At 68.3% G+C, this 15,586-nt stretch carries 15 protein-coding genes; all 15 read left to right on the top strand.

The window, feature by feature from the left end; translation table 11 throughout:
* Positions 1-41: 41 nt before the first annotated feature.
* Positions 42-446, top strand: coding sequence for a methylmalonyl-CoA epimerase (gene mce / locus ABLE88_RS19490; RefSeq protein ID WP_348833393.1), 405 nt, complete (start codon positions 42-44; stop codon positions 444-446).
* Between the two features lie 4 nt (positions 447-450).
* Positions 451-723: a DUF1467 family protein gene (locus ABLE88_RS19485; protein WP_348833392.1), complete on the top strand. Its 273-nt coding sequence runs from the start codon at positions 451-453 to the stop codon at positions 721-723.
* A gap of 531 nt (positions 724-1,254) precedes the next feature.
* Complete coding sequence (gene proS / locus ABLE88_RS19480) at positions 1,255-2,577, top strand: proline--tRNA ligase (protein ID WP_348833391.1); 1,323 nt, start codon at positions 1,255-1,257, stop codon at positions 2,575-2,577.
* Positions 2,574-3,872, top strand: coding sequence for a lipoprotein-releasing ABC transporter permease subunit (locus tag ABLE88_RS19475; RefSeq protein ID WP_348833390.1), 1,299 nt, complete (start codon positions 2,574-2,576; stop codon positions 3,870-3,872). The genes proS and ABLE88_RS19475 overlap by 4 nt, the downstream gene beginning before the upstream one ends.
* Positions 3,872-4,624: an ABC transporter ATP-binding protein gene (locus ABLE88_RS19470; protein WP_348833389.1), complete on the top strand. Its 753-nt coding sequence runs from the start codon at positions 3,872-3,874 to the stop codon at positions 4,622-4,624. Before ABLE88_RS19475 ends, ABLE88_RS19470 begins: the two co-directional genes overlap by 1 nt.
* A 155-nt stretch (positions 4,625-4,779) precedes the next feature.
* Positions 4,780-6,927, top strand: a complete 2,148-nt coding sequence (locus ABLE88_RS19465; RefSeq protein ID WP_348833388.1) for a sodium-translocating pyrophosphatase — start codon at positions 4,780-4,782, stop codon at positions 6,925-6,927.
* A 256-nt stretch (positions 6,928-7,183) separates the two neighbouring features.
* Positions 7,184-7,951 carry a hypothetical protein gene (locus ABLE88_RS19460; protein ID WP_348833387.1) on the top strand — a complete coding sequence of 256 codons (768 nt, stop codon included), beginning with the start codon at positions 7,184-7,186 and terminating at the stop codon, positions 7,949-7,951.
* Positions 7,952-8,075: 124 nt separating this feature from the next.
* Positions 8,076-8,513: a preprotein translocase subunit SecG gene (secG, locus tag ABLE88_RS19455; RefSeq protein WP_348833386.1), complete on the top strand. Its 438-nt coding sequence runs from the start codon at positions 8,076-8,078 to the stop codon at positions 8,511-8,513.
* Between the two features lie 111 nt (positions 8,514-8,624).
* Complete coding sequence (gene pyrG / locus ABLE88_RS19450; RefSeq protein ID WP_348833385.1) at positions 8,625-10,253, top strand: CTP synthase; 1,629 nt, start codon at positions 8,625-8,627, stop codon at positions 10,251-10,253.
* A gap of 358 nt (positions 10,254-10,611) precedes the next feature.
* Positions 10,612-11,481, top strand: a complete 870-nt coding sequence (locus ABLE88_RS19445) for a VOC family protein (protein WP_348833384.1) — start codon at positions 10,612-10,614, stop codon at positions 11,479-11,481.
* Between the two features lie 117 nt (positions 11,482-11,598).
* Positions 11,599-11,916 carry a quaternary ammonium compound efflux SMR transporter SugE gene (sugE, locus tag ABLE88_RS19440; protein ID WP_348833383.1) on the top strand — a complete coding sequence of 106 codons (318 nt, stop codon included), beginning with the start codon at positions 11,599-11,601 and terminating at the stop codon, positions 11,914-11,916.
* Positions 11,917-12,429: 513 nt separating this feature from the next.
* Positions 12,430-12,801, top strand: a complete 372-nt coding sequence (rpsL, locus tag ABLE88_RS19435) for a 30S ribosomal protein S12 (RefSeq protein WP_012113697.1) — start codon at positions 12,430-12,432, stop codon at positions 12,799-12,801.
* Between the two features lie 11 nt (positions 12,802-12,812).
* The gene (gene rpsG / locus ABLE88_RS19430) at positions 12,813-13,283 is read left to right on the top strand and encodes a 30S ribosomal protein S7 (RefSeq protein WP_348833382.1); all 471 of its coding nucleotides are present in this window, start codon (positions 12,813-12,815) and stop codon (positions 13,281-13,283) included.
* A 20-nt stretch (positions 13,284-13,303) separates the two neighbouring features.
* Positions 13,304-15,379 (top strand): elongation factor G, encoded by a 2,076-nt coding sequence (fusA, locus tag ABLE88_RS19425; protein WP_348833380.1) that lies wholly within the window; start codon positions 13,304-13,306, stop codon positions 15,377-15,379.
* A gap of 80 nt (positions 15,380-15,459) precedes the next feature.
* The coding region (locus tag ABLE88_RS19420; RefSeq protein ID WP_250152467.1) for a GTP-binding protein at positions 15,460-15,586 on the top strand (127 nt) is incomplete at its 3' end.

Below are 15,586 nucleotides of genomic sequence, written 5' to 3'. Positions count from 1 at the left end.
GTCTTGACGAGCGGCGCCGCGCGGGCGCGAGGAGGGGACCAATGATCGGACGGCTGAACCACGTGGCCATCGCGGTGCGCGATCTCGGCGCCGCCGCGGCCCTGTATCGCGACACGCTGGGCGCCGAGGTGTCGGAGGCGGTGGCCCAGCACGAGCACGGCGTCACCACCGTGTTCGTCCACCTGCCCAACACCAAGATCGAGTTCCTGGAGCCGCTCGGCGCGGATTCGCCCATCGCCAAGTTCCTGGAGCGCAATCCCGAAGGCGGCGTGCATCACATCTGCTACGAGGTGGACGACATCCTCAAGGCGCGCGACCAGCTGAAGGCCAACGGCGCCCGCGTGCTCGGCTCCGGCGAGCCGAAGATCGGCGCCCACGGCAAGCCGGTGCTGTTCCTGCATCCCAAGGATTTCAACGGCACGCTGGTCGAGCTGGAGCAGGCGTGAGGCCGTGAGCATCCTCACCATCCTCGCCATCTATTTCATCGTCTGGTGGGTGACGCTGTTCGCGGTGCTGCCCTGGGGCGTGCGCTCGCAGGCGGAGAGCGCGGAGGTGACGCCGGGCACCGACCCGGGCGCTCCGGTGCGCCCGCTGCTGGTGAAGAAGGTGATCGCCACCACGCTCGTGGCGGCGCTGATCACCGGCGGGCTGATCTATCTGCTCACCAGCGGCGTGGTCTCGCTCGACGACCTGCCCATGCCGTTCGACACCAGGGGCTATTGAGCGGCGCCGGAATAAGCCGCACCGCAAAAAAACAAAGGCGAGACCCCCAGGGTCTCGCCTTTTTTCGTCCACGGCTCCTGATGACGTCCGAAAGACTTCAGCCTTCTTGATGCGCCCGCGGCCATCCGTGATGCCGATTCCGTATTACGCCCCCGCAAGGTGGCCATCGGTCGGCGATTTTTGTCGATTCCTCCCGAGACCTGGACCAATTTCACCGGCCAAAGGCAGCGGTGACGATCCCCTTTCTTGTGCGGCGACACGTTAGAACAAGAATCTGTCGCTTGTCATCCTTGCAACGCAATAAGTGTTCGCTGCGCTGCAATACAACAGAATGATACCGACGACACGCCCAGCAGGCGTCCCGAGGGCGCGGATGGCGCCCGTGCGGCCCCCCGGAGCACGCCGCGCGGGGGCGCCGTGCCGCACGGACGCCGTGAAAGGTGTGACGCGGAGCGGCCATCGCTCTTGTGTTTCGCAGCCGGTTCCGCTTTCTCTCCGCCCCACCTTCCCCTCGCACGCCAGGGACGACCGATGCGCCTCTCCCGCTATTTCCTGCCCATCCTGCGCGAGGTGCCCAAGGAGGCGGAGATCGTCTCCCACCGCCTGATGCTGCGCGCCGGCATGATCCGCCAGGAGGCGGCGGGGATCTATGCCTGGCTGCCGCTCGGCCATCGGGTGCTGAACAAGGTGTGCAACATCATCCGCGAGGAGCAGAATCGGGCCGGCGCCATCGAGATGCTGATGCCCACCATCCAGTCGGCGGACCTGTGGCGCGAGAGCGGGCGCTACGACGACTACGGCAAGGAGATGCTGCGCATCAAGGACCGCCACGAGCGCGACATGCTCTTCGGCCCGACCAACGAGGAGATGATCACCGAGATCGTGCGCGCTTATGTGAAGTCGTACAAGGCGCTGCCGCTGAACCTCTACCACATCCAGTGGAAGTTCCGCGACGAGGTGCGCCCGCGCTTCGGCGTCTACCGCTCGCGCGAGTTCCTGATGAAGGACGCCTATTCCTTCGACCTCGACCAGGCGGGGGCGCGGCACTCCTACAACAAGATGTTCGTCGCCTATCTGCGCACCTTCGCGCGCATGGGGCTGAAGGCCATCCCCATGGTGGCCGACACCGGCCCCATCGGCGGCAACCTCTCCCACGAATTCATCATCCTCGCCGCCACCGGCGAGAGCGAGGTGTTCTGCCACGGCGACTATCTCGACATGGCGCCGCCGCCCGCCAGCCTCGACTTCGACGACGCGGCGGGCCTGCAGGCGATCTTCGACCGCTGGACCAGCCTTTATGCCGCCACATCGGAGAAGCACGACGAGGCAGCGTTCGCGGCGGTTCCCGAGGCGCGGCGCATGGCGGCGCGCGGCATCGAGGTGGGTCACATCTTCTATTTCGGCACCAAATATTCCGCGCCGTTCGGCGCCAAGGTGCAGGGGCCGGACGGCGCCGAGCACACGCTGCACATGGGCTCCTACGGCATCGGCCCCTCGCGCCTCGTGGCGGCCATGATCGAGGCCTCCCATGACGAGGCGGGCATCGTGTGGCCCGACGCCGTCGCCCCGTTCGACGTGGGCATCCTCAATTTGAAGACCGGGGACAGCGCCACCGACGCCGCCTGCGCCGCGCTTTACGCGACGCTTACCGGCAAGGGGTACGAGGTTCTCTACGACGACACGGACGAGCGCGCCGGCGCCAAGTTCGCGACCGCCGACCTCATCGGCCTGCCCTGGCAGGTGCTGGTGGGACCCAAGGGCCTCGCCGAAGGCAAGGTCGAGCTGAAGCGCCGGGTGGACGGATCGCGCGAGCTGCTGTCGCCGGCCGACGTGGTGGAGAGGCTGAAGGCATGAGCGAGAGCCGGGCCGGGACGCTTGGGCTGGACGAGCCGACCGGCACGCGGCCGTTCGCGCCCTTCGAATGGATGCTCTCGCTGCGCTATCTCCGGGCGCGGCGCAAGGAGGGCTTCATCTCGGTCATCGCCGGCTTCTCCTTCCTCGGCATCGTGCTCGGGGTGGCGACGCTGATCATCGTCATGGCGGTGATGAACGGCTTCCGCCAGGAGCTTTTGTCCAAGATCCTCGGCCTCAACGGGCACGTGCTGCTGCAGCCGCTCGAATCCCCGCTCACCGACTATCAGGGCGTCGCCGAGCGCATCGCCAAGCTCAACGGCGTGCGGCTCGCCGTGCCGCTGGTGGAGGGCCAGGCGCTCGCCTCCTCGCCGTTCGGCGCCTCCGGCGTGCTGGTGCGCGGGCTGACCGAGCAGAGCCTGCGCGGGCTGCCCTCGGTGTCGCGCCACATCGTCGGCGGCACGCTGGAGGGCTTCGACCGCGGCCAGGGCCTCGCCATCGGCAAGCGCCTCGCCGACCAGCTGTCCCTGCGGGTCGGCGACAACATCACGCTGGTGGCGCCGCGCGGGGCGGTGACGCCCATGGGCACCTCGCCGCGCATCAAGGTCTACAAGGTGGCGGCGATCTTCGAGATCGGCATGTCGGAATACGATTCGGCGTTCGTGTTCATGCCGCTGCCGGAGGCCCAGGCCTATTTCAACCGCAACGGCGACGTCAGCGCGGTGGAGATCTATGTCGACGATCCCGACGACGTGGAGGAGCTGCGCGGCGCCATCCAGGCGGCGGCGCAGCGCCCGGCCTATCTCGTCGACTGGCGGCGGCGCAACGCCACCTTCTTCAACGCGCTCCAGGTGGAGCGCAACGTGATGTTCCTGATCCTGACGCTGATCGTGCTGGTGGCGGCGCTCAACATCGTCTCCGGCCTCATCATGCTGGTGAAGGACAAGGGCCATGACATCGCCATTCTGCGCACCATGGGCGCGACCCAGGGGGCGGTGATGCGGGTGTTCCTGATCACCGGGGCGGCCATCGGCGTGGTCGGCACCCTCGTCGGCTTCGTCATCGGCGTCGTGGTGTGCCTCAACATCGAGAGCATCCGCCAGTTCATCTCCTGGCTCACCGCCACCGAGCTGTTCTCGCCCGAGCTCTATTATCTGAGCCGCCTGCCGGCGCAGATGAACCCTGGGGAGACGACCTCGGTGGTGGTCATGGCGCTGGTGCTGTCGCTGCTCGCCACGCTCTATCCCTCCTGGCGGGCCGCCCGGCTCGATCCGGTGGAAGCCCTGAGGTACGAGTGATGGACAAGCCGGTGGACACGAGCGGGCCGGAGCCCGCCGCGCCCGGCGGCGCGGCCGGCGGGGGCGCCAAGCGCGAGCCGGCGCTGGTGCTCGCCGGCGTCAAGCGGCGCTATGTCCAGGGCGCCCAGTCGCTGGAGATCCTGCGCGGGGTGGACCTGAAGGTGGCGCACGGCCAGTCGGTGGCGCTGGTGGCGCCGTCGGGCTCGGGCAAGTCCACGTTGCTGCACATCGCCGGCCTGCTGGAGCATTCCGACGAGGGCGAGGTGTTCGTCGCCGGCACCTCCACGGCGCGCCTTCCCGACCGCGAGCGCACCCGCCTGCGGCGCCTCAACATCGGCTTCATCTACCAGTTCCACCATCTGCTCAGCGAGTTCACGGCGCTCGAGAACGTCGCCATGCCGCAGATGATCCGCGGCTTCTCCCGGGCGAAGGCGGACGCCCGGGCAACCGAGCTTCTGTCCTATCTGGGCCTCGGGCCGCGCCTCACGCACCGGCCCTCGGAACTGTCGGGCGGCGAGCAGCAGCGCGTCGCCATCGCCCGCGCGCTCGCCAACGCCCCGCGTTTGCTGCTGGCGGACGAGCCCACCGGCAATCTCGACCCGCGCACCTCCGACCACGTCTTCGGCGCGCTCACCGAGCTGGTGCGCGCCACCGGGGTGGCGGCGCTGATCGCCACCCACAATCTCGAGCTCGCCTCGCGCATGGACCGCCGCGTCACCCTGCGCGAGGGCCGGGTGGTCGAGCTCGCCTGAAGCCCCGCGGGGGCGGGCGCCCCCGCCCTTCAAGGGGCGGCGTGCGTCCAATCGCTCCAATCTGGTCGAAAAGTGATCGAGGCCGTTGCGCGCGCGCGCGCCACCCATCACACTCCCGCCCCAACAAGAACAGGCTGGAAACAAAAGGTGGGAAAATGCTGGCTTTGCTATTGATTATCGTCTGCGGCCTGCTGGCCGTCGGCTACGGCGTATGGGCCGTGCGGGCCCTCATGGCGGCCGATGCGGGCACCGCGCGCATGCAGGAGATCGCCGCCGCCATCGCCGAGGGCGCGCAGGCCTATCTCAAGCGCCAATACACGACCATCGGCGTCGTCGGCGTGGTCATCTTCATCCTGGTCGGCATCTTCCTCGGCTGGCTGGTGGCGGTCGGCTTCGCGGTCGGCGCCGTGCTCTCGGCGCTCGCCGGCTTCATCGGCATGAACGTGTCGGTCCGCGCCAACGTGCGCACCGCCCAGGCGGCGACCAAATCGCTCGCCGGCGGCCTCGACCTCGCCTTCAAGGCGGGCGCGGTGACCGGCCTGCTGGTGGCCGGCCTCGCGCTGCTCGGCGTCACGGTCTATTACGCGGTGCTCACCAAGGGCCTCGGCTTCGCCCCCAATTCCCGCACCGTGGTGGACGCGCTGGTGGCGCTCGGATTCGGCGCCTCGCTGATCTCCATCTTCGCCCGGCTCGGCGGCGGCATCTTCACCAAGGGCGCCGACGTGGGCGGCGACCTGGTCGGCAAGGTGGAGGCGGGGATCCCGGAGGACGATCCACGCAACCCGGCCACCATCGCCGACAATGTGGGCGACAATGTCGGCGACTGCGCCGGCATGGCGGCCGACCTGTTCGAGACCTATGCGGTGACGGTGGTCGCCACCATGGTGCTCGCGGCGATCTTCTTCGCGGCGACGCCGATGGCGCTTGAGACCATGATCCTCTATCCGCTGGCGATCGGCGGGGCGTGCATCCTCACCTCCATCGCCGGCACCTTCTTCGTGCGGCTGGGGCCGACCTCCTCGATCATGGGCGCGCTCTATAAGGGCCTCATCGCGACGGCGGGCTTCTCGGTCGTGGCGCTGGCGCTGGTGACCTGGCTGCTGCCGGGCTTCGGCACCATCCCCGGCGTGCCCTATACGGGCACCAGCCTGTTCCTGTGCGGCCTCGTCGGCCTGGTGGTGACGGGCGCCATCGTCGTGATCACCGAATACTATACCGGCACCGGCTATCGTCCGGTGGTGTCGATCGCCCAGGCCTCGGTCACCGGCCACGGCACCAACATCATCCAGGGCCTCGCGGTGTCGCTCGAATCGACCGCGATGCCCACCATCGTCATCATCGCCGGCATCCTCGTGGCCTACGGGCTGGCGGGCCTGTTCGGCATCGCCATCGCCGCCACCACCATGCTCGGCGTCGCCGGCATGATCGTCGCGCTCGACGCCTTCGGGCCGGTGACCGACAATGCCGGCGGCATCGCCGAGATGGCCGGCCTGCCCAAGGAGGTGCGCCAGTCCACCGACGCGCTCGACGCGGTGGGCAACACCACCAAGGCGGTCACCAAGGGCTACGCCATCGGTTCGGCCGGCCTCGGCGCCCTGGTGCTGTTCGCGGCCTACAGCCAGGACCTCAAATACTTCGTCGCCCAGGCGGCGCCCGGCAGCTATTTCGCCGGGGTCGCGCCGAACTTCTCGCTGGAGAACCCCTATGTGGTGGTGGGCCTGCTGTTCGGCGGCCTTCTGCCCTACCTGTTCGGCGCCATGGGCATGACGGCGGTGGGCCGGGCGGCCGGCGCCATCGTCGAGGAAGTGCGCCGGCAGTTCCGCGAGAAGCCGGGCATCATGGCCGGCACCGAGAAGCCGGACTATTCCCGCGCGGTGGACATGCTCACCAAGGCGGCGATCAAGGAGATGATCGTCCCCTCGCTGCTGCCGGTGCTCTCGCCCATCGTCTGCTACTTCGTCATCTATTTCGTGGCGGGCGGCGGGGCGGCGGGCAAGTCGGCCGCCTTCTCGGCGCTCGGGGCCATGCTGCTGGGCGTGATCGTCACCGGCCTGTTCGTCGCCATCTCCATGACCTCGGGCGGCGGCGCCTGGGACAATGCCAAGAAGTCGTTCGAGGACGGCTTCGTGGACAAGGACGGCGTGCGCCACATGAAGGGCTCGGAGGCGCACAAGGCCTCGGTGACCGGCGACACCGTGGGCGATCCCTACAAGGACACGGCGGGCCCCGCCGTGAACCCGATGATCAAGATCACCAACATCGTCGCCCTTCTGCTCCTCGCGGTGCTGGGGCACGGCGGCTGAGGCGAGGCGGGGCGGCGTGCGCCGTCCCCTCCATCTTTTACCCTCGGGCGGCTCCAGAGCCGCCCGAGCGCGTTTTTGGGCGGGGGAGGGGCGCGCGCCGCCGGCGCCCGCCACGTCGGCGGCGCTGGGGCGCAGCGCGTCGCTGGCCAAAGACCCTGAGACGAGATCGTCGCGGCGGCGGCGATGGCCGCGCCCGGCGTCATATGGGTCCGCTCGCGCCGCCGTGGTTCAACCGCGAGGGGACATGATGGATCGCATGGAGATTCGCCGCCCGCTCAGCGCCATGGCGCGCCGCCTCGTCGCCGCGCTCCTCGTTCTCATCCTCGCGGCCAGCGCCGGACAGGCGCAGGAGGACGATCTGCTCGACCGCCCGCCGGGCGGAGAGAAACTGGATCACACCTCGCCCGAAATCCAAAAGCGCGCTTATGCCGCGGCGCTCAAGACGATCGCCGAGCGAAAGCCTGAATTCTGGCACGAAGTCTGGCCCGCTCTGCTGACCGGCGTCACGCCCGAGCGGCTCAAGGCCGAAGGCGGCGCGCTCGTGATCCTGCGCGCCTACGCCAAGTTGCCCGAAGGGCAGGACATCCCCTTCCCCTATTTCTATGCCCTGCGCGAGGTCAATACCGGCCGCCTGCGCGTGGTGCTCCTGCGCAAGTCGGGCAGTTTCGACCAGCGGGGATGGGGGGTCGCGGTGGTGCCGCCCGGCCGCTATGCCTCGGCCGGCTCACCCGCCAAGCTCAACATCATTCTGGTCCACGACGGCACGTTGGCGCACCGGGTCCGGCTGCCCTATGGCGGCGCCAGGGTCGCCCCCGAGCAGGCGGTGCGGGTGGAGGCCGGAGAGGTGATCTATCTCGGGACCGAGGTGCACGCCTTCAGCGAACGCAAGCCCCCGCCCAAATCCATCCTCGTGCTCGATCACAGCGCCGCGGCGCAGGCCTATGCCCGGGAAGAGCTGCCGGCCTTCGCGCCGCATCTGAAGACCCGTCTCATGCATTCGATCGAGCCGGTCGTGCTCGAATAGGGGACCGGGTTCGCCGATGCCGGGGCGGGTGCGGGCGCCGATACCCTTCCATCCCGCAGCCGGATCGTGTAACACGCCCTCCGACGACGCACCCGGCGTGCCGGGCGCGAACATGATGGATTCCATGCAGACGGTTCTGATTGTCATTCACCTGATGGTGGTGCTCGCGCTCATCGGCGTGGTGCTGATCCAGCGTTCCGAGGGCGGCGGGCTGGGCATCGGCGGCGGTGGGGGCGGCGGCGGTGGCGGCGGCTTCTTCACCGCCCGCGGCACCGCCAACGTGCTCACCCGGGCCACCTCGATTCTTGCGGTGCTGTTCTTCATCACCTCGCTGGCGCTGACCATATCGGCCGGCTGGCATCGCGCGCCGCGCTCGATCCTGCCTTCGGCGGCGCCCACGGGGCCGCAGGTGCCGCAGAGCGGCGGCTCGATCCTCGACCAGATTCGCCCGCAGGGCGGCGCGCCCGCGGCGCCCGGCGCGCCTTCGGCGCCGGCTCCAGCTGCGCCCGCTCCGGCGGCCCCGGCGGCGCCCTCGGGTCCGCAGGTCCCTCAGTCCCAGTGACCTCGTCGCGCCCCTGAGAAGGGGCGCGGTCGTCATTCTCCACAGGCGAGGCGGGGCCGTCGCGGCTTCGCCCTCGCCGAATCGCGTTTGCACGAGGTAAGGTCGGGGCCCATGGCGCGCTACATCTTCATAACCGGCGGCGTCGTGTCCTCCCTCGGCAAGGGCCTCGCCTCCGCGGCGCTGGGGGCACTGCTCCAGGCGCGCGGATACACGGTCCGCCTGCGCAAGCTCGACCCCTATCTCAACGTGGATCCGGGCACCATGAGCCCGTATCAGCACGGCGAGGTGTTCGTCACCGACGACGGGGCGGAGACCGACCTCGACCTCGGGCATTACGAGCGGTTCACCGGCCATCCGGCGACCCGGCAGGACAACATCACCACCGGCCGCATCTATCAGGACATCCTGACCAAGGAGCGGCGCGGCGACTATCTCGGCGCCACCATCCAGGTGATCCCCCACGTCACCAACGCCATCAAGGACTTCGTCCTGGAGGGCAATGAGGGGTTCGACTTCGTGCTGATCGAGGTGGGCGGCACGGTGGGCGACATCGAGGGCCTGCCCTTCTTCGAGGCCACCCGCCAGCTCAAGAACGAGCTGCCGCGCGGCCACGCGATCTTCATCCACCTGACGCTCCTGCCCTACATCCCCTCCGCCGGCGAGCTGAAGACCAAGCCGACCCAGCATTCGGTGAAGGAGCTGCGCTCCATCGGCATCCAGCCCGACATCCTGCTCTGCCGCACCGACCGGGAGATCCCGCGCGAGGAGCGCCGCAAGCTCTCGCTGTTCTGCAATGTGCGCGAGAGCGCGGTGATCGAGGCGCGGGACGTGGACAACATCTACGCCGTGCCCTCCGCCTACCATGCCGAGGGGCTTGACAAGGAGGTGCTGGCCGCCTTCCACATCGAGCCGGCGCCGGCGCCGAACCTGTCGCGCTGGCACACCATCGAGGACCGGGTGCGCAATTCCGAGGGCGAGGTCACCATCGCCATCGTCGGCAAGTACACCGGCCTGAAGGACGCCTACAAGTCGCTGATCGAGGCCTTGGCCCATGGCGGCATCGCCAACAAGGTGAAGGTCAATCTCGACTGGATCGAGAGCGAGACCTTCGAGCGCGAGGACCCGGCGCCGTTCCTGGAGCACGTCCACGGCATCCTGGTGCCCGGCGGCTTCGGCCAGCGCGGCGCCGAGGGCAAGATCCGCGCGGCGCAGTTCGCGCGCGAGCGGGCGGTGCCCTATTTCGGCATCTGCTTCGGCATGCAGATGGCGGTGATCGAGGCGGCGCGGAACCTCGCCGGCATCGAGGCGGCGAACTCCACCGAGTTCGGCGCCACCAACGAGCCGGTGGTGGGCCTGCTCACCGAATGGATGCGCGGCAACGAGCTGGAGCGACGCAACGCGGCCGGCGACCTCGGCGGCACCATGCGGCTCGGCGCCTATCCGGCGCACCTTGAGCCCGGCAGCCGGGTGGAGAGCGTCTATGGCCGGCGCGACATCTTCGAGCGCCACCGCCACCGCTACGAGGTGAACACCGCCTATCGTGAGCGGCTGGAGCAGCACGGCCTGAAATTTTCGGGCATGTCGCCGGACGGGCTGCTGCCGGAGATCGTGGAATATTCCAACCACCCCTGGTTCATCGGCGTGCAGTTCCATCCGGAGCTGAAGTCGCGCCCGTTCGAGCCGCACCCGCTGTTCGCCTCTTTCGTCGGCGCGGCCATGGAGCAGAGCCGGCTGGTGTGAGCCGCCGGCCGGACGGTGCCGCGCGCAACGGTGCCCGGCTGCGGCCGACCGCCCCGCGCCGGGCACGCCGGAGGCCGCGGGGCGGGCCGGCATCATCTTCCTAGGCTTTTGAGAATGCAGCCGGTTCCGCTCGCGGGCGGGGGATTGCCGCCAATGACGGCGAAACCGGCGCATTTTCTTGTCCCAATCCGGGCCTGCACCCCTTAAGGTGCCGCTCGCGCCGACGCGCACTTCCGGGGCCGGGCGAGGGCTTCCCTCAAGGGGATTTCCTCGGCCGTCCCACCCGTGAAAGCCCGCGCCGGCCCTCCGTCTTCCGATGGATTCGGCCTGCCCGGCCCACCCTGAGGGAGACCTGCCCATGCGTCGTGGCCTCGACCATGTCGTCCATCTCGTCCGTGACCTCGATGCAGCGGGGGAGATCTACGATCTGCTCGGATTCACGGTGGGCGGGCGCAATCGCCACCCCTTCGGCACCGAGAACCGCATCGTCCAGACCGAGGGCTTCTTCATCGAGCTGCTCCAGGTGGTGGAGCCGGAGAAGATCCCGGCCGCGACCCCGTCGAGCTTCTCGTTCGGCGCCTTCAACAAGGCGTTCCTCGAGCGCCACGGGGAGGGGCTCACCATGGCGGTGTTCGAGGGCCGCGACCCGGTCGCCGACAAGGCCGAGTTCGACGCCGCCGGCTTCGGCGGCTTCGACCTCGTGGACTTCTCCCGCAAGGCCCGCCGCTTCGACGGGCAGGATGTGGAGGTCGCCTTCTCGCTCGCCTTCGCCGCCTCGCCCGCGGCGCCGGATTTCGGCGCCTTCACCTGCCTCCAGCGCAAGCCCGAGAACTTCTGGTCCAACGACCTGCAGCGCCACGCCAATGGGGTGACGGGGCTCGCCGGCATCGTGCTGGTGGCCGACAGCCCGGTCGACCACATCTCGTTCCTCGACACCGTGAGCGGGGTGTCGATGAACCGCGCCTCGGACGGCTGGTTCGTCGGCCAGACCCCGCGCGGCCAGATCGACCTCATGACGCGCACGCTCTACACCGACCGCTACGGCGTGCCCGCGCCGGCCGGGGAGGGCCTGCGCCTCGCCGCCGTGCGCTTCGCCACCTCGGGCGCGCCGGAGCTGCGCCGCGCGCTCGCCGCCCGCCGCATGATGGAGGAGGCGATCGAGGGCATGGTGGTGGTGCCGCCGCGCGCCGCCTTGGGGGCGGCCCTGGTGTTTGAGCGCGACGTGTGAGGGCGGGGGAGGGGTTTTCATTCCTCCCAGGCAACACTATTTACGCGAGATGGGGGCGGACGACCGCGCCCGTCCGTTCGAACCCGGCGGGACGGCCTGCCGCGGAGCGCCATGCCCATGGCTTGGGTCTATCTGTTCATCGCCGGCCTCCTGGAAGTGGGCTGGGCCATCGGCATGAAATATTCCGACGGCTTCACGCGGCTCTGGCCGAGCGCGATCACGATCGCGAGCATCGCCGTGAGCCTGTTCCTGCTGAGCCTCTCGCTGAAAGCGATCCCGATCGGCACCGCCTATGCGGTGTGGGCCGGGATCGGCACCGTGGGCACGGCCCTGGTGGGCATCGCCTTCTTCTCCGAATCGGCGGATCTCGCCCGGCTCGCCGCCATCGGCATGATCGCGGCGGGCCTCGTGGGGCTGAAGCTGGTGACCCCCTGATCGCCGGCCGGAACGGTCCTTTGGGCCGGTTCGCCCATGCCGGCGGGGTCGCGGCGGCCGAAAGCGGCGCCAAATGGCGCTTTCTTTGGGGTTGCGCCCATCGCAGGGTTGACGCAGAGCGACTCTGCGGTTAGAAGCAGCCCACTTTCGCGGCAGGCGGTCGGCGTCTGAGCGGTCGGTTCCTTATTCCCTGCTTCGACCCGAAGCACGGACGGCTCCGACCAGGGGAGCCGAAACGCTGCCAGGAACAGCACTGCGATAACATCAGGTGCACGATCGCGGCGCCGGCCCACCCCCGGGTGAGCGCTCCGTGATCCTCTGTCGCGACAAGGCGCGTCCGCCCGTTCTACGGCGGCGGACCGCGCCTTTTGCGTCGTGGTGCGGCTGGCGGCCTTCCGCCGTGCCGAAGCGTTTTCAGTGCCGCCTCCGGGCGGCCGTCGTGGCGGCCCGAAAGGGGCGTCGAACCGAAGAAGAAGCGGCTCAGGCCGCAAGCAGGACGAGGCGAAGGCGTACATGCCGACGATCAACCAGCTGATCCGCAAGCCGCGCGAGGCGCAGAAGGCCCGCGACAAGGCGCCGGCGCTGCAGGCGAGCCCCCAGAAGCGCGGCGTCTGCACGCGTGTCTACACCACGACCCCGAAGAAGCCGAACTCGGCGCTTCGCAAGGTCGCCAAGGTGCGGCTCACCAACAGCTACGAAGTGATCGGCTACATCCCCGGCGAGGGCCACAACCTTCAGGAGCACTCCGTGGTGATGATCCGCGGCGGCCGCGTGAAGGACCTTCCCGGCGTGCGCTACCACATCCTGCGCGGCGTGCTCGACACGCAAGGCGTCAAGAACCGCAAGCAGCGCCGTTCGAAGTACGGCGCGAAGCGGCCGAAGTGAGGATCTGAGCGATGTCCCGTCGTCACAAGGCCGAGCGCCGCGAAGTCATCCCGGACGCCAAGTATGGCTCCACCATCCTGTCGCGCTTCATGAATTCCGTCATGCGCGACGGCAAGAAGTCGGTCGCCGAAGGCATCGTCTACGGCGCCCTCGACGTGGTCGAGACCAAGGCCAAGCACGATCCGGTGGACGTGTTCATCCAGGCGCTCGAGAACGTGGCGCCGGCGGTGGAGGTTCGTTCCCGCCGCGTGGGTGGCGCCACCTACCAGGTGCCGGTCGAGGTGCGCACCGAGCGCCGCCAGACCCTGGCGATCCGCTGGCTGATCGCCTCGGCTCGGGCGCGCAACGAGAAGACCATGGTGGAGCGCCTTTCCGCCGAGCTGCTCGACGCTGCCAACAATCGCGGCAACGCCGTGAAGAAGCGCGAGGACACGCACCGGATGGCGGAAGCCAACCGTGCCTTCTCGCATTATCGCTGGTGACCGGAACCGAGGACTGAGCCATGCCGCGCAGCCATCCGATCGAGGACTACCGTAATTTCGGCATCATGGCCCACATCGATGCGGGCAAGACGACGACCACGGAGCGGATCCTCTATTACACCGGCAAGAGCCACAAGATCGGCGAAGTGCATGATGGCGCCGCCACCATGGACTGGATGACCCAGGAACAGGAGCGCGGCATCACCATCACGTCGGCCGCGACGACTGCGTTCTGGCACGGCAAGCGCCTGAACATCATCGACACCCCCGGGCATGTGGACTTCACCATCGAAGTGGAGCGCTCGCTGCGCGTGCTCGACGGCGCCGTGTGCGTGCTCGACGGCAACCAGGGCGTGGAGCCGCAGACCGAGACCGTGTGGCGCCAGGCCGACAAGTACAACGTGCCGCGCATCGTGTTCGTCAACAAGATGGACAAGATCGGCGCCGACTTTTACCGCTGCGTCGAGATGATCATCGACCGCGTGGCCGGCAACCCCGTGTGCTGCCAGCTGCCGATCGGCTCCGAGAACAACTTCAAGGGCATCATCGACCTCGTCCGCATGAAGGCGGTGGTGTGGGAGGATGAGGCCCTCGGCGCGAAGTACCATGACGAGGAGATCCCCGCAGATCTCGCCGACAAGGCCGCCGAGTATCGCAACAAGCTGGTGGAAGCCGCCGTCGAGCTCGACGACGACGCCATGGCGGCGTATCTGGACGGCACCGAGCCCGACGAGGCGACCCTGAAGTCGCTGATCCGCAAGGCGGTGATCGGCCGCAAGTTCAACCCCGTGTTCTGCGGTTCCGCGTTCAAGAACAAGGGCGTGCAGCCGCTGCTCGACGCCGTGGTGGACTATCTGCCGTCGCCGGTCGATCGCGGCGCCATCAAGGGCATCGACTTCAAGACCGAGGAAGAGACCGACCGCAAGCCGACCGACACCGATCCCCTGTCGGTCCTCGCGTTCAAGATCATGGACGATCCCTTCGTCGGCACCATCACCTTCTGCCGCGTCTATTCGGGCGTGATGGAGACCGGCATGGGTCTCCTGAACTCCACCCGCGACAAGCGCGAGCGCGTGGGCCGCATGCTGCTCATGCACGCCAACAACCGCGAGGACATCAAGGAAGCCTATGCCGGCGACATCGTCGCCCTGGCGGGCCTCAAGGATGTGCGCACCGGCGACACGCTGTGCGCCACCGACAAGCCGGTGATCCTCGAGAAGATGGAGTTCCCCGAGCCGGTCATCGAGATCGCCATCGAGCCCAAGTCCAAGGCGGACCAGGAGAAGCTCGGCATCGCTTTGTCCAAGCTCGCGGCCGAGGACCCCTCGTTCCGCGTGTCGACCGACTTCGAGAGCGGCCAGACCATCCTCAAGGGGATGGGCGAGCTGCACCTCGACATCAAGGTCGACATCCTGAAGCGCACCTACAAGGTGGACGCCAATATCGGCGCCCCCCAGGTGGCCTATCGCGAGACCATCACCAAGAAGACCGAAGTGGACTACACCCACAAGAAGCAGACCGGCGGCACCGGCCAGTTCGCGCGGGTGAAGTTCATCGTCGAGCCCAACGAGGCCGGCAAGGGCTTCCTGTTCGAGAGCGCCATCGTCGGCGGCGCGGTGCCGAAGGAGTACATTCCGGGCGTCCAGAAGGGCCTCGAGAGCGTGCTCGGCGCCGGCGTGCTGGCGGGCTTCCCGGTGGTGGACGTCAAGGTGCAGCTCATCGACGGCGCCTATCACGAGGTGGATTCGTCCGCCCTCGCCTTCGAGATCGCCTCCCGCGCGGCGTTCCGTGAGGCCCTCCAGAAGGGCAATGCGGTGCTGCTCGAGCCGATCATGAAGGTCGAGGTGGTGACCCCCGAGGACTATACCGGCTCGGTGATCGGCGACCTCAACTCCCGCCGGGGCCAGATCCAGGGCCAGGACATGCGCGGCAACGCCAACGTCATCAACGCGATGGTGCCGCTCGCCAACATGTTCGGCTACGTCAACACGCTGCGCTCCTTCAGCCAGGGGCGCGCCACCTTCACCATGCAGTTCGACCACTACGAGCAGGTGCCGTCGAACGTCGCCCAGGAGGTCCAGGCCAAGTACGCCTGACGGCATCGGTCGCCGGGCGCCTAGCCTGAACCTCGTTTCACCCTTTCCGATCACGCCAGAGAGACCCAACGGAGAGTCCCATGGCCAAAGAGAAGTTCAACCGTTCGAAGCCGCACTGCAACATCGGCACCATTGGTCACGTTGACCATGGCAAGACCTCGCTGACGGCTGCGATCACGAAGGTGCTGGCGGAGAGCGGCGGGGCGA

This window comes from Xanthobacter luteus (assembly GCF_040049235.1).
GTDB lineage: Bacteria > Pseudomonadota > Alphaproteobacteria > Rhizobiales > Xanthobacteraceae > Xanthobacter.
The sequence above is the reverse complement of the archived record's forward strand: the minus strand, read 5'-3'. Positions and strand labels throughout refer to the sequence as shown.